Origin of the sequence: Ligilactobacillus sp. RTP31139st1_D10_RTP31139_211217 (assembly GCF_040226755.1) — a bacterium.
GTDB classification, from domain to species: domain Bacteria; phylum Bacillota; class Bacilli; order Lactobacillales; family Lactobacillaceae; genus Ligilactobacillus; species Ligilactobacillus animalis.
Genome location: NZ_JBCOAR010000005.1, coordinates 1 through 26788 on the forward strand (window position 1 = coordinate 1; position 26788 = coordinate 26788).

At 41.0% G+C, this 26788-nt stretch carries 25 protein-coding genes, 1 tRNA gene and 2 pseudogenes; 5 read left to right on the top strand and 23 right to left on the bottom strand.

What is annotated here, in order from left to right:
• Nucleotides 1-84 precede the first annotated feature (84 nt).
• Complete coding sequence (locus ABT996_RS03985; protein ID WP_161633766.1) at nt 85-1815, top strand: glycerophosphoryl diester phosphodiesterase membrane domain-containing protein; 1731 nt, start codon at nt 85-87, stop codon at nt 1813-1815.
• An 81-nt stretch (nt 1816-1896) separates the two neighbouring features.
• Here ABT996_RS03985 and murC read toward each other — a convergent pair whose 3' ends face one another.
• From murC to ABT996_RS04000, 3 genes and pseudogenes are all read right to left on the bottom strand, one after another.
• Nucleotides 1897-3228, bottom strand: coding sequence for a UDP-N-acetylmuramate--L-alanine ligase (gene murC, locus ABT996_RS03990; protein ID WP_035449250.1), 1332 nt, complete (start codon nt 3226-3228; stop codon nt 1897-1899).
• A 115-nt stretch (nt 3229-3343) separates the two neighbouring features.
• Nucleotides 3344-4515: pseudogene (locus ABT996_RS03995) on the bottom strand (ATP-grasp domain-containing protein).
• Nucleotides 4516-4534: 19 nt separating this feature from the next.
• Complete coding sequence (locus tag ABT996_RS04000) at nt 4535-5281, bottom strand: esterase family protein (RefSeq protein ID WP_035449252.1); 747 nt, start codon at nt 5279-5281, stop codon at nt 4535-4537.
• A 274-nt stretch (nt 5282-5555) separates the two neighbouring features.
• Here ABT996_RS04000 and ABT996_RS04005 point away from each other — a divergent pair, with 274 nt between their 5' ends.
• Nucleotides 5556-6380, top strand: coding sequence for an alpha/beta hydrolase (locus ABT996_RS04005; RefSeq protein WP_035449254.1), 825 nt, complete (start codon nt 5556-5558; stop codon nt 6378-6380).
• Nucleotides 6381-6424: 44 nt separating this feature from the next.
• Here the strand turns inward: ABT996_RS04005 and ABT996_RS04010 are convergent, their stop codons facing one another.
• From ABT996_RS04010 to ABT996_RS04045, 8 genes are all read right to left on the bottom strand, one after another.
• Nucleotides 6425-8587 (bottom strand): DNA translocase FtsK, encoded by a 2163-nt coding sequence (locus ABT996_RS04010; protein ID WP_035449256.1) that lies wholly within the window; start codon nt 8585-8587, stop codon nt 6425-6427.
• Between the two features lie 148 nt (nt 8588-8735).
• Nucleotides 8736-9377, bottom strand: coding sequence for a YtpR family tRNA-binding protein (gene ytpR, locus ABT996_RS04015; protein WP_035449258.1), 642 nt, complete (start codon nt 9375-9377; stop codon nt 8736-8738).
• A gap of 20 nt (nt 9378-9397) precedes the next feature.
• On the bottom strand, nt 9398-9715 hold the full coding sequence (locus ABT996_RS04020; protein WP_035449260.1) for a thioredoxin family protein: 318 nt from the start codon (nt 9713-9715) through the stop codon (nt 9398-9400).
• Nucleotides 9716-9791: 76 nt separating this feature from the next.
• Complete coding sequence (trmB, locus tag ABT996_RS04025; RefSeq protein ID WP_035449262.1) at nt 9792-10436, bottom strand: tRNA (guanosine(46)-N7)-methyltransferase TrmB; 645 nt, start codon at nt 10434-10436, stop codon at nt 9792-9794.
• A 96-nt stretch (nt 10437-10532) separates the two neighbouring features.
• On the bottom strand, nt 10533-11327 hold the full coding sequence (locus ABT996_RS04030; protein ID WP_035449264.1) for a phosphotransferase family protein: 795 nt from the start codon (nt 11325-11327) through the stop codon (nt 10533-10535).
• A 63-nt stretch (nt 11328-11390) separates the two neighbouring features.
• The gene (locus ABT996_RS04035; protein ID WP_035449267.1) at nt 11391-12605 is read right to left on the bottom strand and encodes an ABC transporter permease; all 1215 of its coding nucleotides are present in this window, start codon (nt 12603-12605) and stop codon (nt 11391-11393) included.
• Nucleotides 12598-13338: an ABC transporter ATP-binding protein gene (locus tag ABT996_RS04040; protein ID WP_035449269.1), complete on the bottom strand. Its 741-nt coding sequence runs from the start codon at nt 13336-13338 to the stop codon at nt 12598-12600. Before ABT996_RS04040 ends, ABT996_RS04035 begins: the two co-directional genes overlap by 8 nt.
• 18 nt (nt 13339-13356) lie before the next feature.
• On the bottom strand, nt 13357-13953 hold the full coding sequence (locus ABT996_RS04045; protein ID WP_081797099.1) for a sugar O-acetyltransferase: 597 nt from the start codon (nt 13951-13953) through the stop codon (nt 13357-13359).
• A 103-nt stretch (nt 13954-14056) separates the two neighbouring features.
• Between ABT996_RS04045 and ABT996_RS04050 the strand changes: the two genes are divergently transcribed.
• The 3 genes from ABT996_RS04050 to ABT996_RS04060 all read left to right on the top strand — a co-directional run bounded on the left by ABT996_RS04050 (nt 14057) and on the right by ABT996_RS04060 (nt 15782).
• Nucleotides 14057-14485: an HIT family protein gene (locus ABT996_RS04050; RefSeq protein ID WP_010689211.1), complete on the top strand. Its 429-nt coding sequence runs from the start codon at nt 14057-14059 to the stop codon at nt 14483-14485.
• A gap of 5 nt (nt 14486-14490) precedes the next feature.
• Nucleotides 14491-14796, top strand: coding sequence for a hypothetical protein (locus tag ABT996_RS04055; RefSeq protein WP_010689212.1), 306 nt, complete (start codon nt 14491-14493; stop codon nt 14794-14796).
• An 89-nt stretch (nt 14797-14885) separates the two neighbouring features.
• Complete coding sequence (locus tag ABT996_RS04060) at nt 14886-15782, top strand: peptidylprolyl isomerase PrsA (protein WP_035449271.1); 897 nt, start codon at nt 14886-14888, stop codon at nt 15780-15782.
• Between the two features lie 85 nt (nt 15783-15867).
• On the opposite strand, the gene ABT996_RS04065 is transcribed toward ABT996_RS04060, so the two are convergent.
• From ABT996_RS04065 to purD, 12 genes and pseudogenes are all read right to left on the bottom strand, one after another.
• A complete protein-coding gene (locus ABT996_RS04065) occupies nt 15868-16467 on the bottom strand; it encodes a ribonuclease H1 domain-containing protein (RefSeq protein ID WP_035449273.1) in 600 nt (199 codons plus the stop codon).
• Nucleotides 16468-16473: 6 nt separating this feature from the next.
• A pseudogene (locus ABT996_RS04070) lies at nt 16474-16871 on the bottom strand (MerR family transcriptional regulator).
• Between the two features lie 5 nt (nt 16872-16876).
• On the bottom strand, nt 16877-17824 hold the full coding sequence (locus ABT996_RS04075; RefSeq protein WP_035449275.1) for a 3'-5' exoribonuclease YhaM family protein: 948 nt from the start codon (nt 17822-17824) through the stop codon (nt 16877-16879).
• 112 nt (nt 17825-17936) lie between these two features.
• Nucleotides 17937-18275 carry a YlbF family regulator gene (locus tag ABT996_RS04080; RefSeq protein ID WP_035449277.1) on the bottom strand — a complete coding sequence of 113 codons (339 nt, stop codon included), beginning with the start codon at nt 18273-18275 and terminating at the stop codon, nt 17937-17939.
• Between the two features lie 77 nt (nt 18276-18352).
• Nucleotides 18353-20467, bottom strand: a complete 2115-nt coding sequence (locus tag ABT996_RS04085; protein ID WP_035449280.1) for a PBP1A family penicillin-binding protein — start codon at nt 20465-20467, stop codon at nt 18353-18355.
• A 155-nt stretch (nt 20468-20622) separates the two neighbouring features.
• A complete protein-coding gene (locus ABT996_RS04090; RefSeq protein ID WP_010689219.1) occupies nt 20623-21090 on the bottom strand; it encodes an arginine repressor in 468 nt (155 codons plus the stop codon).
• 91 nt (nt 21091-21181) lie between these two features.
• Nucleotides 21182-21916, bottom strand: coding sequence for a Crp/Fnr family transcriptional regulator (locus ABT996_RS04095; RefSeq protein WP_010689220.1), 735 nt, complete (start codon nt 21914-21916; stop codon nt 21182-21184).
• A gap of 138 nt (nt 21917-22054) precedes the next feature.
• On the bottom strand, nt 22055-23752 hold the full coding sequence (gene argS / locus ABT996_RS04100) for an arginine--tRNA ligase (protein WP_010689221.1): 1698 nt from the start codon (nt 23750-23752) through the stop codon (nt 22055-22057).
• Nucleotides 23753-24026: 274 nt separating this feature from the next.
• Nucleotides 24027-24097 (bottom strand) — tRNA-Gly (locus ABT996_RS04105).
• A 57-nt stretch (nt 24098-24154) separates the two neighbouring features.
• The gene (locus tag ABT996_RS04110; protein ID WP_010689222.1) at nt 24155-24364 is read right to left on the bottom strand and encodes a hypothetical protein; all 210 of its coding nucleotides are present in this window, start codon (nt 24362-24364) and stop codon (nt 24155-24157) included.
• Nucleotides 24365-24493: 129 nt separating this feature from the next.
• A complete protein-coding gene (locus tag ABT996_RS04115; protein WP_035449283.1) occupies nt 24494-25381 on the bottom strand; it encodes a LysR family transcriptional regulator in 888 nt (295 codons plus the stop codon).
• Nucleotides 25382-25478: 97 nt separating this feature from the next.
• The gene (gene purD / locus ABT996_RS04120) at nt 25479-26774 is read right to left on the bottom strand and encodes a phosphoribosylamine--glycine ligase (protein WP_010689224.1); all 1296 of its coding nucleotides are present in this window, start codon (nt 26772-26774) and stop codon (nt 25479-25481) included.
• Nucleotides 26775-26788: the final 14 nt, after the last annotated feature.

Below are 26788 nucleotides of genomic sequence, written 5' to 3' on the forward strand. Positions count from 1 at the left end.
AAAAACTATATAATTCTTTCTAACAATGTAGAAGAATGTACTTAAACTTCTATATTGTTCTACATTTTATATAGCAGTGATATGATGCGTTTGAAACGCGATTTTAGCTTACATTGGAAAAATTATTTGATCCTCTTTTTAGTGGTCGAACTTTCACTTGAGGTCGGGGTTATCCCTCTCTTTAATACGTGGACTTCGCTACTATTGAATTTAGGTGCGATCCCCTATTTATCTTATACTAATGCTCTTTCACCCGTTACGAGCCATCCCTATATCGCTTTAGGCTTGCTATTGGAATTGATCATTTTGATCATCTGTGTTTTTGGGCAATTCGCGCTCATCTTAAACGGTGTTGTTCGGATCAGGCAAGATGAATTCAGCTTTCGGACGATCCTCAAAGACACTGCCCGGCAACTGCGCCAACTCGACCCACTCGAGATCTGCTTTTTTGCTGGCTATTTCTTATTGATCGTACCTTTTAGTGGGATCTTCTTTAATTCACCGCTTTTGAGTAAAGTGGTCATTCCTGAATTTATCTTGGATTTTCTCCTACAAAAACCACTTTATGCAACTTTGATCGGTATTTTTTATTTAGCGATCTTTATTTTGAGCATCCGCTTGCTCTTTGTGTTACCCCTGATGCTTTTTGAAAAGCTCAAGATCAAAGCAGCACTCGCTCAAAGTTGTCAACTGACGAAAAATAAATTTTGGGTCTATACGTTAAAATTACTAAAGATCTCACTTATTGCGCTCATCGCTAACTTGAGTCTGATCGGTATTTTATACGCGATCCAGCTTGGACTCGACCAGACCGCTCCGTGGAGCGCACTTATCGGTGGCAGTATCAATGTTACCTTGCTGCAAGTCGGTTCATTTCTGATCTCGGTTTGGGCTAGTGTTGCCCTGTTGCAACTCATTTTACCAGCTGACGTTACTTTAGCGACCTATAAGAGTACTAAAAAAAGTTGGCTCAGCAAGGTAGCTAAGCCATTATTTGCTTTATTTGCACTTGGAGCCCTATTAGGTAATGGGGTCTATTTAGTTCATTTAGGCCAAACACCATTGATCATCTCACACCGGGTCGTCGATGCGCAAAATGGTGTCCAAAATACGCTCCCTGCTCTACGTAAGACCGCTCAAGCCAGACCCGATTACATCGAGATCGATATTCAAGAAACTAAAGATCATAAATTCGTCGTCATGCACGATGAAAATCTAAAACAACTCGCCAAGCTTGATGCCAGTCCCCAAGAATTGACACTCGCACAACTGACAGCTTTGACCGTACACGAAAATGGTCATCAAGCTAAGATCCCTAGTTTTGATGAGTATCTGAATGTTGCCAAACAATATGATCAAAAGCTATTAGTTGAGATCAAAACAACTAAACGTGATTCAAAAAATATGTTAAAGAATTTCTTTGACACGTACGAAGCTACTCTCAAACAAAATAAACATGAGTTGCAATCACTTGACTATAAAGTTATCACTAGTGCTAAAAAATATGCTCCTACGCTAAATACCTACTATATCCTACCGTATAATTTCATCTTCCCTCAAACACCAGCTAATGGGTATACGATGGAAAAGACAACTTTAAATGATTCCTTTGTCACCCAAGCCAAGCTCAGTTTCAAAAAAGTTTATTCTTGGACTGTCAATAGTGAAAACGATTTTAAAAATGCAGCCTTTTTGGATGTAGATGGGATCATCACCGATAATGTCACTAAAGCAAAACGGGTCTACCATAACTTCAATGCTAATACCAGTTATGCTAAACGTTTGCTAGACTTTATCATCCTCTTACCTGAATAATGACCTAGTGTATAAATAACAGGGGCCTCACTACGATCTGATCATAGTGAGGCCCCTGTTATTTATGCAGCACTAAGTATATTAGTTATTGTTCAAGCTAAGATTGCTCAATAATTTTTCATAAGCATATTCGTATTTTTGAATATCGCCTGCACCCATGAAGACAACAACATCATCATGGTAATCAAGCAATGGTGACATGTTATCTAAAGCTAAAACTTCGCCACCCTTAGTGATCTTTTCACCTAGATCTTTGGCAGAAACTTTACCGTCATGTTCACGGATCGAACTAAAGATATCCGTCAAATAGACTTTATCGGCTAGGTCTAAACTCTTAGCAAATTCATCCATCAACGCGATCGTCCGACTGAAAGTATGCGGTTGGAAGACTGCAATGATCTTCTTATCTGGATATTGTTGTCGTGCAGCATCTAGAGTCGCAGTGATCTCAGATGGATGGTGAGCATAGTCATCAATGATCACCATGTCAGCGACACGCTTTTCAGTAAACCGACGCTTAACACCCTTGAAAGTCAATAATTCTTTTTTGATCTCTTCTTGATCGACTTTTTCCATGTGCGAAACCGCGATCACAGCTAAACTGTTCAAGATATTGTGCTTACCAAACATTGGGATCTCATAGTTACCTAGATATTCATCGTGTAGATATACATCAAAAGTCGAACCCTTAGTTGTGCGTTTGATATTTTCAGCACGCACGTCATCGTTAGCTTCAGTCCCATAATAATATACTGGTACATCTGCTTTTAGTTTACGAAGGTATTTATCTTCACCCCAAACAAAGAGACCCTTTTTAGTTTGTTTAGCCAAAGTTTCAAAGGCATCACAAACATCTTCGATCCCGGTGAAATAATCCGGATGATCAAAGTCGATATTGGTCATGATCGTGTAATCTGGATGGTATGCCACAAAATGACGCCGATATTCATCAGCTTCAAACACAAAGAAACGTGCATCAGGAATTCCCTTACCCGAGCCATCTCCGACCAAATAACTTGTTGGTGAGACCCCACTTAAAACATGAGCCAACAAGCCTGAAGTACTCGTCTTACCATGGGCACCAGCGACCCCAATACTTGTCGTCTCTTCGATCAACATTTCAACAACTTCTGGATAACGCATGACTTTTAAGCCTAATTCGCGTGCTTTTTTGATCTCTTCTTGATCGTCACCAAAAGCATTACCCGCAACGATCGTCATCTTATCATGGATATTTTTTTCGTCAAATGGGAAAATCTCAATTCCAGCCTGTTCTAAGCCACGTTGGGTAAACGTGTATTTTTCGATATCTGAACCGGCAACTTTACAACCCTTATCATTTAAAATAAGGGCTAACGCACTCATCCCCGTCCCCTTGATGCCTACAAAAAAATATGTGGTGTCCATATTCATGGTAAATATCCTCTTTTCTTAATTAACAATTAAGCTAAGTTTACCATAGATCGCAAACCTTTTTAAAGTCATAGCCATACAAAAAAGCCGATCATAATTTTGATCAGCTTTTTTCTTATGCTTGTGTCTTGAGTGCACCGACAAATTCGATTATCGCATGCATCTGTTCTTTAGTCTCCGTATTGAAAATATAGCCAACATCTCCCATGATCTCAGCAAATACTCCCGGTACATGTTGGATCTCTTTTAGCTCAGCTCCATATTTTTGTTTGATCTCAGCTAGATCATAGCGATAGTCTTGCTTGTTACTACGTGAAATATAGACACTGTAATATGGACAAGTACTATCTCCATAGAATTTATTTTCTTTGACCAAATGAGCATACTCTTCAAACAAGCTCAACTGATGGGCATGATTCATCAGATCGATCGAAGGTCCCCCGGCGGACGACAGTTGATCTCTAAGGCATAGAGCTTATCATCTGCTGTTCTAAAGAACTCGAAGTGGAAAAATCTTTCCCTGATATCAAAAGCAGCTACACTTTTCATGCCCAACTCATAAAAATCTTCGGGGATATCCCGTGTCTCATAAAAATACATGTCACCCGTGCGATGGACTGTTTCTAAAGCTGGTTCTTGATAAACAAGCGAAGAATAAAAAACAACGTTCCCTGCTTGATCTGTCAGACCATCAAAAGTTATGATGTCACCCTCAATGAATTCTTCCATAAAGTAAGTCACATTCGGAGTACGTTTGGTCAAAAAATCAGTAAAATCTTTGGGATCACTGATCTTATATGTGTCGCTAGCTCCAACGCCAGAATCAGGTTTAACGATCACTGGATAACCGAACTGTTCTAGCAAATGCCAACCTTCCTCAGCGGTCTGGAAAGCTTTTCCCAATGCAACTGGAATATCGTGGCTCAAAAAGACCTGTTTCATCTTTGACTTATACTTGATCGTATCCATCTCATCGTTCTTATAACCTGGAATATTAAAATCAGTCCGTAATTTGGCATCCTGAAACAACCAATATTCATTATGTGATTCCAAGCGATCGATCTTGCCGTATTTAAAAGCAAAATATGCTACTGCGCGATACATCTGGTCATAATCTTCCATATCATCAACTCTGTAGTACTCACTCAATGCGTTGCGCAAACTCGGTGTCAACTCATCGTAGGCTTTATCCCCGATCCCCAAGGTTGTGATCCCATTATTGCTGAGGCTCACTGAAAATTGCTCAGAATTTGCGGGAAAATGGGGCGAAATAACAATAAAATTCATTATAGCTTGTCCCCTCTAATCAAATTTGTCCCGTTTCGGATAATTTACTTAAATAATATGGCATCTGTTTTTTCCACCAGACCCAGTCATGAGAAACATCCGCTCCCCAGTAATCAAACCAACCTGGGATCTGTTTAGCATTAAAAACCGCTTCAAGTTTACGGGTCTCATCGACTTCTTCCCAAGGCCCTAGACCGGTACAGATGATATAGGTATTTTGCCGATATTTTTCAAAAAACCACGGATCAGCTAAATTCCAGAGATAATCAGTCGGTGAATTGTAGTAAACTAACTCGTCATCGCCATAGTCCCCTACGACAAACCGTAGATCATATAGCCCACTTAATGAAATAACGGTATCAAAGATCTCAGGGAATTTGAGTCCAAAATTCATCGCATGATATGCTCCCATCGAACATCCTGTTGTTATCAGTCCGCCAGCCCATTGTGTCTTGTCATAGATGAGCGGTACCAATTCCTCAACGATAAAACGCTCATAAGCCATATGTGCTAAGGCCCGATCATGGGGACTCTTCTCATTAGCCTCAAAAGCTTCATTATCGAACGAATCTGGAGTAAAAAAGCGCACCTGACCACTATCGATCCAAGGACGACATGCGGCGATCATCCCAAAATCACCATATTCGTTATGACTGCCACCAGATGCAGGAAAAACTAAGATCGGTCTCCCCGCATGACCATAAACATTAAAATTCATTGAACGCCCCAAAACTTTACTATGTAATTGACATTCCTCAAAATACATGTGATCTCCCTCCACCTTTTTTAATTTACAATGTCTCGGCTACTTTAAGCTCTAACACTGCTTAAAATACTAAAATAAATTTTATTTTACCCATCATTAACTAACTTTTATTTAATTTACCGTTAATATTAACACAAAATTTAACTAATGTGAATACTATTTATTTATCATTTTATTTTTATACAAATAAAATTTTGATCATAGCTGGACAAAAAGTTTTTTTCAGTATATCTTGGTCATATATGCAAGAAATTGGGAAAGGAACAGCTATATTATGCCGCAAAATAGTTATTATCTTGAGTTACGGACGCACTATCTATTTGTGCCTTATTTTTCAAATGAGCGTAAGATCCGAGTACTACTTCCCCGAGATTATTTTCATAATGAGCGCCATTATCCTGTTTTATACATGCACGATGGGCAAAATGTTTTTTACAGTCGCGAAGCGTATGCGGGTTATTCGTGGAAGGTCATTCCCTTGATCAAGCAACACCTTGAACTACCTCAAATGATCATCGTTGGGATCGACAATAGCGATGAACATCGGCTCGATGAATATTCACCTTGGAAGACCGAATTTCAAACGTCTGATAGCACAGGACATTTTGGCGGCCTAGGTCGAGCTTATGTTGACTGGCTAGTAGATACCGTTAAGCCATTTATCGATAAAAAATATCGTACATTGCCCCAACGTGAGACCACACTGCTAGCTGGAAGTTCGATGGGGGGCTATATCACTGCCTATGCTGGCTCATTATATCCTGAGATCTTTGGAAATTTAGGTGTTTTTTCTAGCGCCGCCTGGTTGAATGAAACAAAATTCACGCAGTTTGTCGCCTCTCATCCCCTGATGCCAAGCAATAAAGTCTACATTCAAACTGGAGCTAGCGAAAATGATGCTGGTGACGATGAAGTTTTAGACCCTGAAAAACAGGCCCAGGCCTATATTGATGAAGCCTTACGCTATTATCAGACGCTTTTACGGACAGGGCATTCCTTGGATAATATCTCACTAAATATCTTTGCAGCTGAATCTCACAGTGAGTTTTACTGGGCTAAACATTTCCCAGCATTTTTAAATTTCATATTCAACGAATAGCTGTATAATAAAAAAACGACTGAGGCGCACTCAGTCGTTTTTTATTATACACTGCGCAATTTATTCAAGCCTTCTTGTGTCAAAAAGACCTTCCGTGGCTTAGCACCATGCGCTGGTGAAATGTATTGTTTAGCTTCAAGATCATCAATGATCGCTGCAGCTCGATTATAGCCGATCGAAAAGACGCGTTGTAACTTGGAAGTCGAGATCGTCTCTTCGTTGACGATATAGTCTAGAACGCGTGGCAAGAGATCGTCTTGTTTTTCTGATTCGACAGCACGTTTTTTCAAACTATCAGGATCAAAAGCATACTTCGGCTTACCCTGCTGTCTAACAAAATCAGTTACCAAATCGACCTCATCTTCGATATACGTGCCTTGCAAGCGGGTCGGTTGTCCCGAACCATTTCCCAAATAGAGCATGTCGCCACGCCCCAAAAGACGTTCCGCCCCTGCGGTATCCAGGATAGTTCGTGAATCGACTTGGCTTGAGACCATAAAGGCGATCCGAGTCGGAATATTATTTTTGATCGTTCCCGTCAAAACATCCACACTTGGTCGTTGGGTCGCAACTAATAAGTGGATCCCCGCTGCCCGAGCTTTTTGAGTGATCCGGGCAATATGATCTTGGACCTCAGAAGAAGCGGCCATCATGAGATCAGCTAATTCATCGATCACTACCACGATATATGGTAATTGCAGACCATACTCTCCGGCAGCCTTAGCTTTTTCATTATAAGCCTCTAAATTACGGGCTCCCGCAGCAGCCAGCCGTTGATACCGCTCTTCCATCTCATTTACGAGCCATTTCAACGCTGCCGCAGCTGCTTTAGCGTCAGAGATCACTGGTGCTAATAAGTGAGGCAGATCATGGTAAGGTGCCATTTCTACTGCCTTAGGATCGATCAAGACCAGCTTCACTTCACTAGGCGAAGCTTTGTAGAGCAGTGAGACGAGCAGACTATTGATAAAGACCGATTTCCCCGAGCCGGTAGCTCCAGCGATCAAACCATGGGGCATCTTTTGTAGATCTGTGATCTGAGGTTCCCCAAACAGATCGACACCTAGAGCTACTGTCAATGGTGAAGAGGCTTCTTGGAATTTATCTGAACGTAGAACTTCGGATAACATAACTGGGCGTGAAGTCTTATTAGGGATCTCGATCCCTACACTACTTTTACCTGGGATCGGGGCTTCGATCCGGATATCTTTAGCAGCTAATGCAAGCTTGAGATCATCATTTAAATTGGTGATCTTATTGACCTTGACTCCCCGTCCTAAAGTCAATTCAAATTGCGTAACAGTCGGACCGATCGTCCAATCGCTAACAGTCGCATCAACGTGAAAAGCCTTGAGCGTCTCATTTAACGTTTGGACCTGACTTGCGACCCAATCGTCTAAGGCCGGATCATCATCGATCACTGGTGCAGGCAATAAATTGAGAGGTGGAAACTGATAATGCTTAGGTTCGTACTCAGGTATTGTCGGTTGGGCTGTCACGCTTGGTTGGCTTTGTGTCAAAGAACTCTCATGCGCCAAAGCAGCTTTGAGCCCCGTCATTTTCTGTGGCTCTGATTTAGTAGCGACTTCACTAGTGAGTTCAACTTGTGAAGTAAGCTCTGAAGTTACTTGGCTTTGGCTTACACTTTTTGCCTCACTATTAGCTGGGCTCGTGCTTTGAGCGTGCGTATCACTCACTGAGCTTTGCAACTGGCTAGTCGAACTTGCCAAATAGACCTGACTTGTTGAGTCGTCCAAACTTTCACTAGTCGCTAAACTAGAACTAGTTGTTTGACTGTCCGAAGCTAAGGTCGGCGTTTTAAGTTGTGATGATACAGTCGGGCGTTTAGGCAACTTAGTCTCCGTACTATCACTAATGAGTGGACGTTTTACCGTTAGATCGATCGCCTGAGTTCCTAACAAAACAGTCCCTTCAAAGAGTAAATAATCCTCAGGAGCTTTCTTCAATGAGCGCACCAATTTATCGTAATCAGGGCGTTTTTTTACGATCCGATCAGCAACTAAAGAGCGCGGGACTTGTCTTGGACTAAAAGCCCGTGGAGACTCGTTTAAACATTCCTTTTGGTTACTTGTTGCTGTTCTAGTCGGCGTTTTTTCAGTTTTGGCTGGTACTTTAGTCTGAACCCGCGCTTTTGTAGCCGGGCGACCATTATTTCTGTAAAAGGCTGGTCCATCATAATGTTCCATGGTGTTCATCCTAACTGTCTGTCTAATTTACTTCTAAATTCATTATAGTAATTATTCAAAATGGAGAAAAGGTTTTTTACCACTTTTATAAAACTTTATGTAAAAAAACACCTAGGACCTACCATAGTCCCAGGTGAGAGCTACTAAACTAAGCTGTAAAAAGCTTAGCCCCCTTTTCAAAATCAAAAGCTGTCTTAGCTTCAAATTCAGCAGGATCAAGAACTAAGATACCACGCTTTTTAGGAGCGTTAGGCAATTCAAGCTCACGGGCTGCACAAACCATCCCATAGCTATCTACGCCTCGCAATTTACCAGGCCAGATCATTGCACCATTTGGCATCATCGCACCAACCTTAGCAACGACCACATTTTGACCTGCTTCAATATTAGGCGCACCGCATACGATCTGTAACGTTTGATCATTATCAACTTCGATCTTAGCGATATGCAAATGATCTGAATCTGGATGTTCTGTCAATTCAGCTACATAGCCCACCACAAATTTAGGTTCATCATCAACGACCAATTCAGGTTCAAAACCAGCTGCTTGTAAAGCTTGATTCAAAGCTTCCACTTGAGCTTGATCCAAGAAAACTTGACCTTTAACAGCTAGATCACCCAAGATCTCACTGACATCAAAAAAATTAAACCCTAAAGTTTCATTTTTTTCGGTATTAAAAATACGAACGATCCGTCCTTTTTGTTCAGTTGCTTGCGCTGCTGCTTCAGGGCGCACCATCGTCAATAAAACATCACCCATTTGGGTCGGATTATAGCTAGCAATTAACATTATTTGATACTTCCTTTGTTTTAGATATTGTTCAAGAAGTCTTCTACTTCTTTTTTCGTCTTACGATCTTTATTCACAAAACGAGCTTTTTCTTTACCATCTTCATACACGACAAAACTTGGGATCCCCATGATCATCATTTCTTGGCAAAGGTCGATGTTTTCATCCCGATCGACTAAGATAAATTCGAATTGTGAAAATTCGGCTTCGATCTCAGGCATTGCTGGTTTGATAAAACGGCAATCTGGGCACCAGTCAGCGGTAAAGAATAATACGTACTTTCCTGTGCTCAACTTTTCTTCTAATGCTTTTTTATCCATCTTTGCTAATTTTTCCATCTTAAATACCTCCAAGATAAATTACTTACTTTTTGTATATTATAACTTATCCTCTTGGCTTTTAAAATTTTTTTGCCTAAGCTTTGAAATGAGCTTCGAGTTTATAGATCGGTTGGCCTTTTTGACTGAATTTTTCTTCATATTCAGTCATCACGTTATCTTCAACATCCGGTGTCTGATGAAGATCTAACCACACCTGATCAAATACCATCCCATAATTGTTCAAACTCGTCAATGAATATTCGAACAAGCCACGGTTATCGGTCTTAAATTCAAGATGACCGTCTGCTTGCATCACTTCTTCATATTGAGCTAAAAAGCTCTTATAGGTCAAGCGCCGTTTTTCATTCCGGTTTTTAGGCCATGGATCAGAAAAATTCAAATAGATCCCGCTAACTTCATTTGGTTCGAAGAATTCTGTCAAACCACTGCCATTAGCACATACCAACTGGAGATTAGGTGATTTAGCCTCGAGCTGTTTTTTCAAGGCGATCCCTGTAGCAACTGTCTGCATTTCAAGACCGATAAAATTACGTTCAGGATATTTCTTGGCCATCTCAACGATAAAACGACCCTTTCCCATCCCAATCTCGATATATAGTGGTTGTTCTTTTTCAAAACGACTTTGCCAATTACCACGTAAAGCTGCCGGATCAGTCACGACATATTGTGGGTTTTCTTGGATCAAGGGCTTAGCCCAAGGTTTATTTCGTAAACGCATGATAATTTGCTATGTAGTTAATACATAGACTTCCTTTCAACTAAAATTCACTAAATAAGGGACAAAAGGTTTTTGATGCCTTTTATCCCCATCAATTTAAATATAATTTTGCTTCTTGATTACTTGATTAAGCTTGATAATGTCTTGGTTCATTTCATGGAAATGACCACGCTGATAGTTGTGTTTGATAACCAACAAAAGATTCATGACCGCATACCAATAAATACGCTTCATCATATCCGGTGACGGTTCTTTTTTTGCATACCGCGTCAACCATTGCTTCCAGTCTTTGCGTGGGACATATTGACACATTAACATACTAAGATCTAAAGCCGGGTCAGCTAATTTAACGGCTTCCCAATCGACTAGATATAGCTGTCCTGTCTCAGATAAGAGCCAGTTTTTATGATTTAAATCGCCATGACATACTTCGTAATTCGAGCGTTCAAGTTGCGGCTGGTTCGCCTTCAATCGCGACGTTGCTTCGGCCAATAGCGAATGCTGACGTAATTCAGAACTCAAGCCATTAAAATATTGGGCTAACAGATCAGCCGGCGTATACGTTTTGCCTCCGACCCGTAATAGCATCTTTTTTAAAAGCTTAGAGCCATGCATCCGAGCTAGTAATTCCGAGACCTGGAGCGAACACATCTCTTCGCGTTTTAGCGAACGGCCATTCAACCACTCTTGAGCGGTCAGGGTATCACCTGAGACCGTCCGCTTTGACCAGATCAAGCGGGGAACGATCTCTTCTAATGAAAGGGCCGCTAAAAACGGCGAAGTGTTACGCTTGATGAAGATACGTTCATCGTTATTCACCGCCATATAAGCAGTGCCAGTGTCGCCATCGATCGGTAAGATCTCCCAGCCATGTTCCAAATTGAAATCCATCTGGGGCTCTCCTTTTGAAAATATCGATAACTAAAATAAGTCTACAAAGAACTAGGCTCAGTGTCAAGCTCTTTTTGCTAAGCGCCCCTTAAGATAAGGCCGAGTCAACAATGCGACCTCAAGCACTAAAACGCCTAAGAATTCGAGACTAAATAAACTATTTTGCAACTGGATCCAACTAACTAAAGTAAAAATCACCGCGAGCGTAAACAGTAATTGCCCGAGCATCTTTTGAAATGCTCTTTGTTTACCGGTTGGATCCAACGGATAGATGTGCATAAAAACTACTTCATCATAGTGGTGATACAAAGAAAACAATTGGAACCCAAGTAAATAGATGAACAATACCGCTAAAGCCAAGGCTAGCCACGGTTCAGTGATGAAATACAAGATAACAGTCCCCAACACCGTTAACCGTAGGACTAGGCCACTGGTTTCACCATTACGGACCAAGGCCCGCCAATAAAGGTAAGTAAAACTTCCATTAGGCTTAGCTTGCGGTAACAGGCGATCTAAGTAGCGACGCCGTTTAGCTGCGACCTGCAGATTAGGTACATCGGTAAAGAGCGCAAAGAAACGGTATAGCTGCAACATTCTTGCATTTTCAGTCCGGATCGCCCCTTCCCAGTCAAATACAGCTTGGGTCGTAAGAGCTTTTTTTGATCGATCAACATACCCCGTCAAAAGTGTGGCCACTAATAACAGGTATAACGGATCCAAATAAAGACTTGTCCCTAATAAAAGGCCACAAAAACCAACATCTAAGAACCATTTCCAACGTCCACTGGCAAATTGTGCTTGATAAAGTCCTAATAGTTGCCGATCCAGTTGTAAATATTTCAATACTAACAACAACAGCCATAAAAAGATGAGCTGGACCGCGGTCAATTTAGCCGCAACAAGTAAAAATGGAGCTAGGGCCAACATCACTAACGTATCGAACACCCAAGCAAAAACTAACGATGCCCGTAAAGCTTTTTGTAAATACTGTCCCATTTCAGCTTGGCGGGGTGAAATAAATACGATGTCAGCCGGTTTTAACAGCGTTGCTAGCCGTCCTACTTGTAAACTTATGACTAAAATAAGTAACACCAACGGTTTAGCATACCAGAGCTCTTCTTGGGTCGGAAGAGCTTTGATATAATTTGAATAGCCCAAAGCCAAGCCACCTAAGATGAAAAGCAACGCTAAGATGAAGTGATCATTTAATACATAGCGTAAATACTTAAACATCTGCTTTTGATGAGTTTTTTGACGTGTTTTCCACAGATCAAGCATGCTTTTCACCTGCCCCTGTGAGCTTGAGATAGATCGTTGCTAAAGAAGCCGTTTCATCGCCAAACTGCGTCTGCAGACTTGCAAGATCACCCTTAGCCGTTACTTGACCTTGATCGATCATTACAAAGCGATCACAGTATTCTTGAGCTGTACTCAAAACATGTGTCGACATCAAAACGGCTGCTCCAGCTTGCTTTTTTTGATCGATCAAGTCCAAGAGATCTTGGGTCGCTAAAGGATCAAGTCCCAAAAACGGTTCGTCGATGATATAAAGTTTGGCTTCAGTTATAAAAGCACAAACGATCATCACCTTTTGCTTCATCCCCTTAGAAAAATTAGCGGGAAACCAATCCAATTTATTTTCTAATCTAAAAAGCTCGAGTAATTTCTGGGCACGTTGCCAAGCACTCTTAGCTTCTAACCCGTAAGCCATGATCGTTAGCTCGATATGCTCACGTAAGGTCAATTCTTCATATAAGATCGGAGTTTCAGGAATATAAGCCATTTTTTGCTTATATGCTTTAGGATCTGTTTTTAGAGTCACACCCTCTAAAGTTATCGTCCCTTTCTGTGGTCGTAATAAACCAATAATGTGCTTGATGGTCGTGGATTTACCAGCCCCATTCAAGCCGATCAAGCCGACTAATTCACCGGCTTTGACCTCAAATGAAACATCTTTTAGAACTGGAACACGTGAATAACCACCGACTAAATTTTCAACTTCTAATGTCATCTAAATTACCTACTTTATCTAAATTTCAGCGGGATCATAACCCGTTTTATCTGCTGCTGTGATCTTACGTGCGACCTGGCACGGAACTCCGTATGCGACGACATCAGCGGGAATATCATGTGTGACCACACTCCCCGCACCGATCACAGTATTATCGCCGATCGTGACTCCCTGATCGATATGCACGCCCGCGCCGATCCAAACATTATTACCGATCGTCACTGGCTTAGCCCGACAGCCACCCAGTTGGCGCTCAGTTTTATCAATTGCATGATCAGCTGTATAAATACCCACCCGGGGACCAAATAAAACATTGTCCCCGATCGTGATCTTAGCCCCATCAAGCATGATACAATCAAAATTCGCAAAAAAATTATCACCGATCGAGATATTCTTACCAAACTCGCAGCGAAAAGTCGGTTCAAAATGGACATTTTTACCGATCTTGCCTAAAATTTTTGCTAACAAAGCTTCGCGTTTGGCAGGACTTTGAGAGTAGCTTTGATCATATGCCGTCGTTAAGGCCATAGTCCTTTGACGCGCTGGCATCAGCTCAGGGTCTAGATCATTATACATCATACCGTTTTGCATCCTATACGTTTGTTTGCCCAACATGCTCTTCCCTCCATTATTTCCTTTTAACATTTAGTTTACAACAATTAGGCTCAGATAGTGTATACTAAAAACAGATTTAAAATTTTTGAAAGAAGGTTTTTATATGACAGACTGTATCTTTTGCAAAATCATCGCCGGAGAGATCCCAAGTGTGACCGTCTATGAAGACGATAAAGTCAAAGCCTTTTTAGATATCTCACAAGCAACCCCAGGTCACACATTGGTCGTGCCTAAAAAGCACGTTGCTGACCTCTTTGAATACGACGAACAATTAGCTAGTGATGTTTTTAGTCGTTTGCCTAAGATCGCGCGTGCAGTCAAAGCATCCGATCCAACGATCAAGGGGCTAAACATCGTCAACAACAACGGTGAAGTCGCTTATCAAACGGTCTTTCATTCACACATCCATCTCTTACCACGCTACAGCAATGAAGATGGTTTTGGAATGACCTTTGCCGATAATTCTGCCGACTACACACCAGAAAAATTACAAGTGATCGCAAATAAGATCGCAGAGCAGATAAAGGACTGAAAAAAATGAAAAAATTTTTGTGGACTTTGACCATTACTGGAGCTCTCGGCGCCTATGCTTATAGTAAGCGCGATGAGATCTTAAAATATCTCACCAAAAAACTGATCGCTTTTGATCAAACTGTAGAGCAAACAACAGATTATCTTGCTAAAGTCGAAAAAGTCAAAGAAAATGCGGCTAAATTTTCCGCAGAACTCAAAGCTTCTGAGCCTGTGATCAACAGTTTGACCCAAGAGATCGAAAGCTATCGTGAACAAGTCGAACCTTTAGCCAAAGAGATCCAAGCTAAACTGCCTCAGCAAAACGATTGATTTTCTTAAAAATTATTAAAACATTGATAATTTAGACGTGACTTGTGTTATATTAAAATTATTAATTTTACGATTGGATGTGTAACATAATGAAAAAATGGTTTGCCGCTTTAGCCGGCGTCTTGTTGACTTTCACCTTAGCAGCTTGTTCATCTAAAACAGTTGCAACAACATCAGGTGGTAAGATCACTGAAAGCCAATACTACGACAGCATGAAAAAGACTACTTCAGGTAAGCAAGTCTTACAACAAATGATCTTAGATAAGATCTTAGAAGGCAAGTATGGTGATAAGGTCACTGATAAAGCTGTTAACAAAGAATACAATAAGTATAAGAAACAATATGGTTCTTCTTTCTCAACTGTTTTAGCCCAAAATGGTATGACAGCTTCAGCATTTAAGAAGAGCATTCGTTCTAACTTATTGCTTCGTCAAGCTGTGATCGCTAATACTAAGATCACTAATGCTGACTTGAAGAAACAATGGAAGAGCTATGAACCAACGATCACAGTCGCACAGATCTTGGTATCTAAGAAAGAAGATGCTGATGCGATCATCGAAGAATTGAAAAAAGACGGCTCTTGGGATAACTTCAAGAAGTTAGCTAAGGAAAAATCGATCGATGAATCTACTAAGAATGATGGCGGTAAGTTACCTTCCTTCAATAACATGGATACTTCCCTTGACAGTGACTTCAAGAAAGCTGCCTTTGCTTTGAAACAAGGTGAATTCTCACAAGAACCAGTTAAGACAAGCTATGGTTACCATGTCATCTACAGCATCAAGAACCCTGGTAAGGGCAAGATGGCTGATCATACAAAAGAATTGAAAGATCAGATCATTGATGAAAAACTAAATGATTCAACAGCATTGCAAAAGATCATTGCTAAAGAATTCAAAGAAGGTAATGTAAACATCAAAGATAGTGACTTGAAAGATGTCTTATCCGATTACATCTCTTCTTCATCTAGCTCAAGCTCAAAATAAGCTTTGAACTTTCAAAGGCTACCTACATTTCGTGGGTAGCCTTTTTTAGTATAAAAAAAGAAGCCTGACACAGCTTCTTTTACGTTCAAATTGCTATCCCTGCAGCTTGTTTAGCTAGTTGATCGGCCCGTTCGTTGAATTTTACTCCAGTATGAGCCGAGATCTTTTGAAAATGGACCTGCAATCCATCTTTAGTGGTAACTTGCTTAACAAACGCAGCATAACGTTTGGTAATATCTTGTTTAGCCTGCCAAGAACCATCGGCCCAGCTAGCGATCCCTTGATAGTCATGACAGATCGTGACTTCCTTCATTCCCAGTGATAGTGCATACTTTAGGGCGTAGATCGTAGCCAACAATTCGCCGCCAACATTGCGTAACCGCAAGATCTCAGCATGCTTATCATCCCGGATCGTTTGTTCATGGACACTTTTGTCATCTTTTACCATTACAAAAGCGCCCCCTACGATCGTCTCATCCGCATTAAAACTACCATCGACGAAAATACTTTCGCTTGGTAAACTTGCAGTTGGACTTTGCCCCGCTAAAAATGCCTTGGCTTCCGCTTCAGTTGCAAATCCCTTGAATACAGGTGCTTTGACTTTTTTTAGTGCAGTTTGGCATTCAGCCCAAGTGCGATAGATCTTACCCGTGTTTTTTATTGCATAAAAATGTTTTTTTGCCATATGACCTCATTGATCTTTCTCATCTATTTTATAGTGTAATTTTTCAATTTCATAGTTTAGTACATGACTTTCAAAATTATCTAACTTGTAATTTAAATAATTCAAAGTTTTTTCGATCTCGCGCTTTTGTTGTTCCAATTTATCACGTTGTTCAACAAGTAATTGTTTTTGGGCAGCACGTGTATCAGTTTTTAAGCGATATAGCTCAACAAATTCAACTAGCGCCTCGATCGATACCCCAGCTTTGCGCATGACCTGAATAAAGAAGACCCATACTCTCCATAGCCACAATAACCACTCTCATTACGTGGGATCTCAGGAAGTAATCCCGATCTTTCCCAATAACGCAAAGTTTCTTTAGTGATGTCAAATTTTTCACTGACCTGTGCGTGATCAGCCTCCAAGGCAATTATTTTTGTTTGGGATGATAGAAATTACGCCCATCCATCCCAAAGATGCGCTCTGAAAAATTGCCCGGCTCGGTATGCCCTAAACTTTTCTTTAGCATTTGGATCGAAGCATCAAGATTATCTAACTGATGTAAAATGTCGGCCTCTAACAAGTGTGGTTGCACTGGAGAACCGTATTCCAATAGTCCATGATGTGCTAAGATCATGTGCCGCAATAAGATCGCATCTTCACTTTCAAGTTCGATCTTTAATGCTGCGCAAGCTTTAACGATCTCTTCATCGACCAAAACGATATGCCCGATCAAATTACCAGCTAGCGTGTAGGTCGTCGCAACGGGCCCCGATAATTCTAAGACCTTACCTAGATCATGTAAAATAGTTCCCGCGTAGAGTAATGCCTTATCAACTTCTTCATATTGTTCGGCCACTGATTTAGCCAAGCGTAAGATCGATAATGTGTGAAAGGCTAAACCACCCGCATAGGCATGATGATTGGACTTAGCTGCGGGAAATTTAAAGAACTCATCGTGGTATTCCTTGAGTAAATAACGCACGATCCGATTCCACGTTGGATTAACGATCTCAAACACATACTGATTCAGTTCTTCTTCCATCACAAGTGTCTTTTCTGGTGCAGCTTGGAGATAAAGTGCCGGATCATTTGGTTCTTCAGCATTAGCTAACCGAAGCTTGAAGATCTTGATCTGGGGATTGTTTTGATAATTTTCACGTTTACCTTTCAAGTGAACTACTTTGCCCGCTTCAAATCGCTTGATATCATCATCTGAAGCATCCCAAAATTTAGCACTGATCACGCCAGAGCTATCAGCAAAATTAAAAGCAATAAACTTTTTGCCATTCTTAGCGATCCGCGTTTCAGCTGACTTGATCAATACAAATAATTCTAAATTTTCATCAACTTTATAATCAAATAATTTTTTTAACACGCTCTTGTCCTATCCATTCATTTATTTTTCCCCGTTTCGTACTAACTTTACCACATTTTCGCTTCAGTTAGTAGGACTAAAAAAAGAGCTCCGCAGAGCTCTTTTGTTCATTTTAATCTTGGTATAATTCTTGAACTGGTTGGAAGATGATCTTGCTTACTTCATCCATCAACATGCTCAAAGCTTGTTCTTTCAACATCAATGTTTGTAATGTTTCAAATTCTTTAGCTTTAGCCCCAGCTTCTTGCAATTCTTTGAAATCGTCTTCTGTGATGTTGCCTTGCATTTGCTTTTGTTGCAATTGACCTTGAAGATCTTGCAATTCCTTGAAGCAAGCATAAGCTTTTTCATCCGCCTTCAAAGCTTCATAAGCTGCTTTTAATTCTTGGTATTGTTGTGTTTGCTTCAAATCTTGTTCCATTTGATTAGCTGTATCATAAATATTGACCATAATATCGCTCCTTCAATTCTTAATATATCTATTATAACGCACTTTGCTAAAAAAGTTTTATCTAAAGCCTTTAAAAACTAATTTCCAAACAGGCTATTTAATGCATCTTTTCCTTTTTGAAGCCACGAATCGGCAGTCTGTTTCCAATCACTCGTACCTTCTTGACCAGCATTTTTGATCTTATCCCACCAGCTCTCATCGCTATCATCGTCAGCACTATTCTCAGCGGCCATCGTTGAGGCGGACTTGACTTCGAATTTATTTTCCTTGGTATATGGTAAGATGCCTTCCATCTGGGTCTTGAACAGACTAGCCCCACCACGATTACCAGCGTCTTCGATCGAATCTTTGCTAGAATCATAGCCGACCCAGGTAGCCACAACTACATCTGGGGTATAACCCACATACCAATGATCGGTATCTGCTGCCATCGGATCGACCCCATTGCCTTGCGTTGAACCGGTCTTACCAGCGATCGTATAACCAGCTGGTTTAGCATTAGTCCCAGTCCCCATTGTATATACATCGATCAACATACTCGTCATCTCATTGGCATTCTTAGCTGAAAGGACTCGCGTCGAATCGACTTCAGTATTATCAACGATCGTCTTACCCGAAGCATCGACGATCTTGGTGATAAAGTGTGGATCATAGCGGACACCATCGTTAGCAAAAGCCGTATAAGCACTTGCGATCTGATAAGGTGAGACCCCTTTTTTAAGTCCCCCTAGCGCTAAACTCAAATTTTCATCAGAAGGATCTAGCGTTATCCCAAATTTTTCAACACTGTCAAAACCGGTTTTGACCCCGATCTTATTTAACAACCAGACCGCGGAAGTATTTTTACTTTCAGCTAGGGCTTTATACATCGGGAGATCACCACCATAAACATTATTCCAATTATGTGGCGTATACTTGTTAGTTCCATAGGCTTTCAATTCGTCAGGCAATTCCGAATCATAATGGTAACCCTTATTCAGAGCCGGAGCATACACCGCTAAGGGTTTGATCGTTGATCCCGGTGAGCGCACCAATTGCGTCCCCCGATTATAGCCCCGAAAGACATGCGTCCCACTCCGGCCCCCAACGACCGCGGCTACACCGCCTGTTTTAGGGTCAAGTGCCACTGAAGCACCTTGAGCTCTAGCCCCATTAGCCGCGTTGTCTGGGAATAAATAGTCATTAGCAAAATCTTCTTGGAATGTCGTTTGGTAATTTTGATCAAGTGAAGTATAGATCTTATAGCCACGGTTCATAATATCTGATTCACTTAAACCATAGCGATTGATCGCTTCTGAGATAACAGCATCAAAATAATATGGATACTTATAACCTGAATTATAGGTATACGTATTATTAGTCACCATTGGTGTAGCTTGATATTCTTTAGTTTGGGCTGCGGTCAGTTTATTGTTATCTTCCATCAAGCTCAAGACTACATCCCGGCGTTTTTTAGAGGCTTCGGGATGGTCGGCTGGATTATAGGCATTTGGACTCGTCAACATCCCCGCTAAAGTAGCTGCTTGTGGAACCGTCAACTGGCTAGCCGTTGTTCCAAAATAGCGTTTAGCTGCATCACCAACGCCCCAGACTCCATTGCCAAAATAAGCATGATTCAGATACATTGCTAAGATCTCTTTTTTACTATAGGTATTTTCGACTTGCATCGCAATAAAGATCTCTTTGGCTTTACGAGAAAGCGTCTGTTCTTGGGAAAGGAAGGCATTTTTGACCAATTGTTGGGTCAAAGTACTCCCCCCACCGGTAACGGCATTACCGCCAGTCAACTTATTTTTGAGATGCATCAAACTGGCCCGGGCGATTCCTTTGACGGAAAAACCATATTCTTTATAGAAGTTACGGTCTTCGGTCGACAATACTGCATCGATAACGTTAGGTGAAATATCATCGATCGAAGTCCAAGTACCTTTTTGGGCATAAAGATAACCCGCCTTTTGATCATTTTTATCGTAGATCTCAGTTGCTTGTTCTAAAGCGTTCTTTAGGCCCTTAACATTAGAAGTTTTGGCTACAAAGGTCAGATAGATACTCATGCATAAAAAACTCGCTAAAAAAATAACTACCAACCACCGCCATAATTGATAACGTCGGCTCTTAGCCAAAAACCAAGTCCAAATTTTTTTACCATAGTGGCTTATAGTTTGGCGCAATTTTTCTAAAAAATCATTCATCGCATAAATTCCTTTTCTACTATCGTTAATTATCATCTTAGCACATCTAAGCAAGGTTCCGCCAAACGTATCTAAAATTTAATAATATTTAAGAATGCACAAAGAGACCGCAACTAAGAGTCACGATCTCAATGATCATTATAGTATAAATGCTTCTACAGCAAATTATCTGGATCAACGTGTTCCATAAATAACGCATAGAGCTGAGCAGCAGCTTCGCGTGAGGGACTGATCACTACTACAGTGTCAAAGCCAGCTAACGTTCCAGCAACTTCTGGTAAAGACAGATCATCTAAGATCGCCGCTAAAACATTCGCATTGCGTGGAGTAGTATGGATCACATTCATAAATTCAACCGTCGTGATCGCTGTGACCGCATCAGAAATTGCTTTATACAGCTTATCTTGTTCCGATTGATTGTTAGCTTTAAAGATCACATAGCGTAACTTACCATTACCATCCTGTTGCTTAACGATCTGCATTTCCCGGATATCGCGTGAGATCGTCGCTTGCGTTGCACTGATACCAATAGCTTGTAGCGCCTGCATCAGCTCTTCTTGATTAGAGATGACTTGCTGATTTATCAGCTGCTCGATCTTTCCTTGGCGCATTTCTTTTTTCACAAAAATCACCTCAAGACAAAAGATTGTATCTCTATTTTAACAAACTTCCGCAGGCAAGCAAAATTAGGCTTACTCGATCTCGTCTAAAAATTCAACTAAACTCATTAAAACCTGTATTCGCGACATAATCCATCACTAGCTCGCGGTCTAACAAGAGCTTGCGCCGTCCCCGTTTAGCTAAGCCTTGACTGCAGTATTCTTTGATGATCATGTTGACTAGTGAGGTAGAGGCACGAGTGTAAGAAGCTAAAACGTTTTGATCGATCCGCCGAGGCAAACGGACCCACTTCTCATCGGTAACTTTCCCATAGAGCACCGCTAAGTAGAAAAGTGTATTCTTGATCCGTTCTCTTGTCGATGATAGATTGCAATAAATGTTGTAGATCCGTTCTTTTTGCAATTGGTATGCCATCTGCTCACGTAGCATTTCATTGAAGAAAGGCGATTTATCTCGATATTCATGCATAATATCTTCAGGAATAACAATAATGATCGCTTTATCCGAAAATACGACCAACTCTTCTTCCGTATGATCTTCATCAAATACCTCGTGCGAAGGATAGAATAACTCTTGTTGCTTATAAAACGTCATATATTGGTCTTTATCACTTTCATAATTGTAATACCGGCTTGCCACCAACCCACTGACTAAAAAGCAAGCAAAGTCACCCTTAAATCCATTGAACATCAACATATCGTTGTAGTCATAAACCATTGCTCGACAAGATGTGCGAAATTTTTCTTGGTCTTTTTCTGATAAATTTCCGATTTTTTGAATCAGATCAAAAACATAATCCTCTTTTTTTGCATAATTGTTGATCTTCACCACGAAACTCCCCCTTATTGTTTGTTGCACCAAGTTTACCACTAAACAACTGGCGCAAAACTTATTTATCAATAAATTATTTCTAACGGTGATTTCATAAAAAAAGCCGATCACACTGTGGCGATCGACTTTTGAAAATTACATTTCGTCTGGAGCTGCTACCCCTAAGAGGCGCAATGCTTCTTTTAAGACATCAGCTACACTAGCTACTAAAGCTAAGCGTGCTTCTAATTGGTCATCTTCGACCAAGATCTTAGAATGAGCATAGTACTTGTTGAAGGCTTTTGCCAAATGGATCGCATACTTAGCGATCACAGATGGTTCGTATTCTGCGACTGCACGAGCAACAGTTTCTGGGAATTCGCCCAATAGACGCAAAGTTTCCCAAGCATTTTCATCTGTTACAGCATAGGCCTTAGCCGGATCGATCTTCGTCACACCAGCTTTACGTAAAATACTCATTGCACGAGCATGTGAGTATTGAACATATGGACCAGTTTCACCTTCAAAACGTACGACTTCTTCTAAATCAAAGTCAAAGTTGTTCAAACGTTCATTCTTAAGGTCATGGAAGACTACCGCACCAACACCGACTTCTTCAGCAACTTGATCTTTATTAGCTAAACCAGGATTCTTAGCTTCGATCTGTTCTTTAGCCAAGGCAACCGCATCATCCAAAACTTTTTCTAACAAAATGACACGACCCGAACGTGTAGAAAGCTTCTTACCACCTTGTGTGATCAAACCAAATGGAATGTGATGGATATCATCGGACCAATCATATCCCATTTCTTTTAAAACGGCCTTCAATTGCTTGAAGTGATTTGATTGTTCGTTACCAACGACATACAAGGATTGGGCAAAGTCATAAGTACGTTTACGATACATTGCTGCGGCTAAGTCACGAGTAATGTAAAGTGTCGCCCCGTCAGTCTTTTTGATCAAAGCAGGATTCAAGTTATAGGCTTCAAGATCCACGATCTGAGCTCCTTGACTTTCTTTTAATAATCCCTTGTCTTCTAAGATCTCGACTACTTCATCCATCTTGTCGTTGTAGAAAGCTTCACCGTTGTAAGAATCAAATTCGATCCCTAAACGATCATAGACAGTTGTGAAAGCTTTAAGTGATTCTTCACGGAACCATTTCCAAAGACGAGTTGCTTCTTCATCCCCATCTTCTAAACGTTTGAACCAATCACGGGCTTCATCATCTAATTGAGGATTTTCAACGTCTTCTTGGTGGAAACGTACGTAATAACCTAATAAGGAGTTGATCGGATCATTTTTAACTTCTTCTTCACTTCCCCAAAGTTCATAAGCACGCATCAATTTGCCAAATTGGGTGCCCCAGTCACCTAGGTGGTTGATCTTGACTGGTTTGTAACCGGATTTTTCCATTAAAAGAGCGATCGAGTTACCGATCACAGTTGAACGCAAGTGGCCCATCGACATTGGTTTAGCGATATTAGGCGAAGACATATCGATCGGAACTTGGCGGCCATTGCCAGTCGTTGCATCCCCAAAATGTTCTTGTTTAGTCAAAACATCATGCAAAACATCTTCACTAAAAGCTGCCTTATCTAAGAAAAAGTTTACGTAAGGTCCCACAGCTTCAACTTTTTCAAAATTAGTCGTATCGATCTTTTCGACCAATTCTTGCGCGATCATTTGTGGTGCTTTACGCAAGACCTTAGCCAATACGAATGCTGGAAAAGCATAGTCCCCTAACTTAAGATCTTTTGGTTGTTCGATCTTTTCAATGATCGCTTCTTCATTTAACTGGCCATCAACTGCTGCATATACTGCTTGAGCCACTAATTGTTTGTAGTCCTTCATCATTATATCCTCCTTTAAAAATAAAAACGTCTCTTGCATAGCGTTAAATAACACTTTGCAAGAGACGAGAAATTCCCGCGGTACCACTCTATTTGATCAATATCCACTCAAATATTCACTTGTACTCTAAAAAGCGCGCTTCACCTGCTTACACGATCTGGCTCCCACCACCCCAGACTCGCTTACCGCTGCCACAGGCTACTTTTCTTTTATCATTGAGTTTTCTTAACTTAAATAAAAAACATCTCCGGCCGAAACCAAAGATGCTCTTTGAAGCGGGTGACGAGAATCGAACTCGCGACATCAGCTTGGGAAGCTGGGATTTTACCACTAAACTACACCCGCAACAACAAAGATAATTATAGCACCCTTATCTTCGTTTGTCATCTTTTTTTTGAATTTTTATGCTGGCTTCTTTTTCATGTGATCTAAAGCTACTACAGCACGGTTATGGAAATCGCTCACGACTACGGTATCATCTTTATGATGTTCCAAGATCTCAACCACTGCAGAATTTTCATAGATCTTTTCGATCGCGCCGACAAAATCATGCGTCAATGAAGCAAATTTATCACATGTCACTTTGTCGCCAACTTTTAATTTTGTTTCCATTGATTAATATTCACCTACTTTGCCTGGCAATGTCCTATGAATATTAACAAACTTTAATGCTATATGCAAGTACCTTAGTCCATAAATTTGACTTTATTTAAATTTTTTAACAATTCTTACTGTGACCCGTTACACTAACCCACCATAGCGCTCGGTCAAATAGTCTATAATAACGCGGATAAAAGCCTGTGTCGAAGGTGTTTGCTGGGCTTTATTGTGTGTTACTAAGGCAATCGTCCGAAAATATCGCTTGGCAAAAGGATACTGCACGACATTGCCCGAAAGTTTTTGTAGAGCTAATTCTGGCAAGATCCCAAAGCCTAGTCCTGATTCGACCATTGCAATGATCGAGGCATCATCGATACTGTATTGGATCGAATTGACTGAAACATTATAGTCATCCAGAGCCTCTTTAGTATTGCGATCATAATCGATCTCTTGGAGAATAAACGGTTTATCCGCCACATCACTAGCCACGACGGCTTTTTTATCTTGGGGCGTAAATCCCTCAGGTGCAACACAATAGATCTCATCTCGATACAACGGTACAACTTCCAGATTTTCTTTGATCGGTAAGGCGGAAAAACCAATATCGATCTCTCCTAATTTGATCTGCTGGATGACTTCATTAAAGTTGCCCTGCCAAACCGAAACTTCGATCTCAGGATAATTTTTTTTGAAGGTATTGATCATATCAGGGAGCCAATTGATACAGACACTACTAAAAGCCCCGATCCGCAACCGTCCTTGGTCTAACCCGTTGATCCGAGCGGCTTCTTCTAATAACTTATCTTCGGTATTCAATAGTTCACGGACGATCGGTAAGATCTTTTCTCCAGCGGAAGTCAACTGGACTCCATTGCGATTACGGAAAAACAATGCAAATCCTAACTCTTTTTCAAGCCCATTGATCGAATGACTGATCGCTGATGGTGTCACATTCAATACTTTGGCTGCCGTCACAAAAGCTTTTTGCTTAGCGACCTCGCTGAATGCTTGATACATAAAATTACTCATCTAGTTTCCTGCCTTGTCCAAATCATTTCCTTAAAAATATCATTTCTCTACTTAGAAGACAAGTAAAAAAGCGAACCAGATCCAGTCCGCTTTTACACTAGGCTAAGTCTTTTAGTTCGCCATCGATCCCAGAAAATTTTCCTGTGGCTTTCGTCCCGATATCGTGGCGATAGTAACAATCAGTAAATTCATGTTGCGCTAAATAACTATAGGCTTTTGCCTGTGCTAGCTGAAGATCATCTTCTAGCGCTAACACACACAATAAACGACCACCATTACCGATAAACTGCTCTGCCTTTTCACTGACATTAGCATAATCGATCTTGATCTCATCTGTTGTTTTTAATTCGGGCAAAACTTGTCCTTTGAGATACTCACCCGGATAACCAGAAGCTGCTACGACTACGCCTAAGCAAGCTTTAGCCGTTACTTCGATCGCTGGTAATGCGTTGCCATTAAGCGCACAGTCTATCAATTCTGCAAAATCAGATGTGATCCGCGGTAAGACGACCTGCGTCTCGGGATCACCTAAACGTACATTGTATTCAATGACTTTCGGGCCTTGTTCGGTCATGATCAACCCGATATATAAGATCCCGCAGTAATCAAACTCTTCTTGGCGCAAACCAGCGATCGTTGGTGCAACAACTTCACGTAACATCCGCTGATAATCAGCTTCTGGCAATTGTGGCAACGGACTATAAGCCCCCATTCCACCAGTATTCAACCCTTTATCAAGATCAAAAGCTCGCTTATGGTCTTGCGCCATCGGAAGTATCCGATAATCTTTACGGCCTACCGCAACAAAGAGTGAATATTCTGCTCCAGATAAAAATTCCGAGAGCACGAGCCGTTTTTGCCCTTTTTTAAACATCAAAGCGATCTCTTCTTTAGCTTGTTCCTTTGTTTGGGCGATCACGACCCCCTTACCAGCTGCTAACCCATCAGCTTTGATCACGACCGGTTCACTAAATTCTGCTAGCCCTGCAATAGCTGAAGCTGAGTCGGAAAAAGTGGCAAAGCTTGCCGTTGGAACAGCATATTTATTCATAAAGCGCATCGCAAAGTCTTTTGACCCTTCCAACTGAGCTGCTGTCTTAGCTGGACCAAAGATCTTTAGCCCATCTGCTTCAAATGAATCCACGATCCCAGCGACTAACGCATTTTCCGGTCCCACAAAAGTCCAGGCGATCTCTTCTTCATAACAAAAACCTTTAAGTGCCGGAAAATCAAGCTCAGAGATCGCAACCGGTATGATCCCATCCACTGTCATCCCCGGATTACCTGGAGCACAATAAACTTGACTAACATGTGGACTAGCTAATAATTTTTTAGCGATCGCATGTTCACGTCCACCAGAACCAACGACTAATAACTTTAAATCATCTTTCATTTGCGTTTCACCCT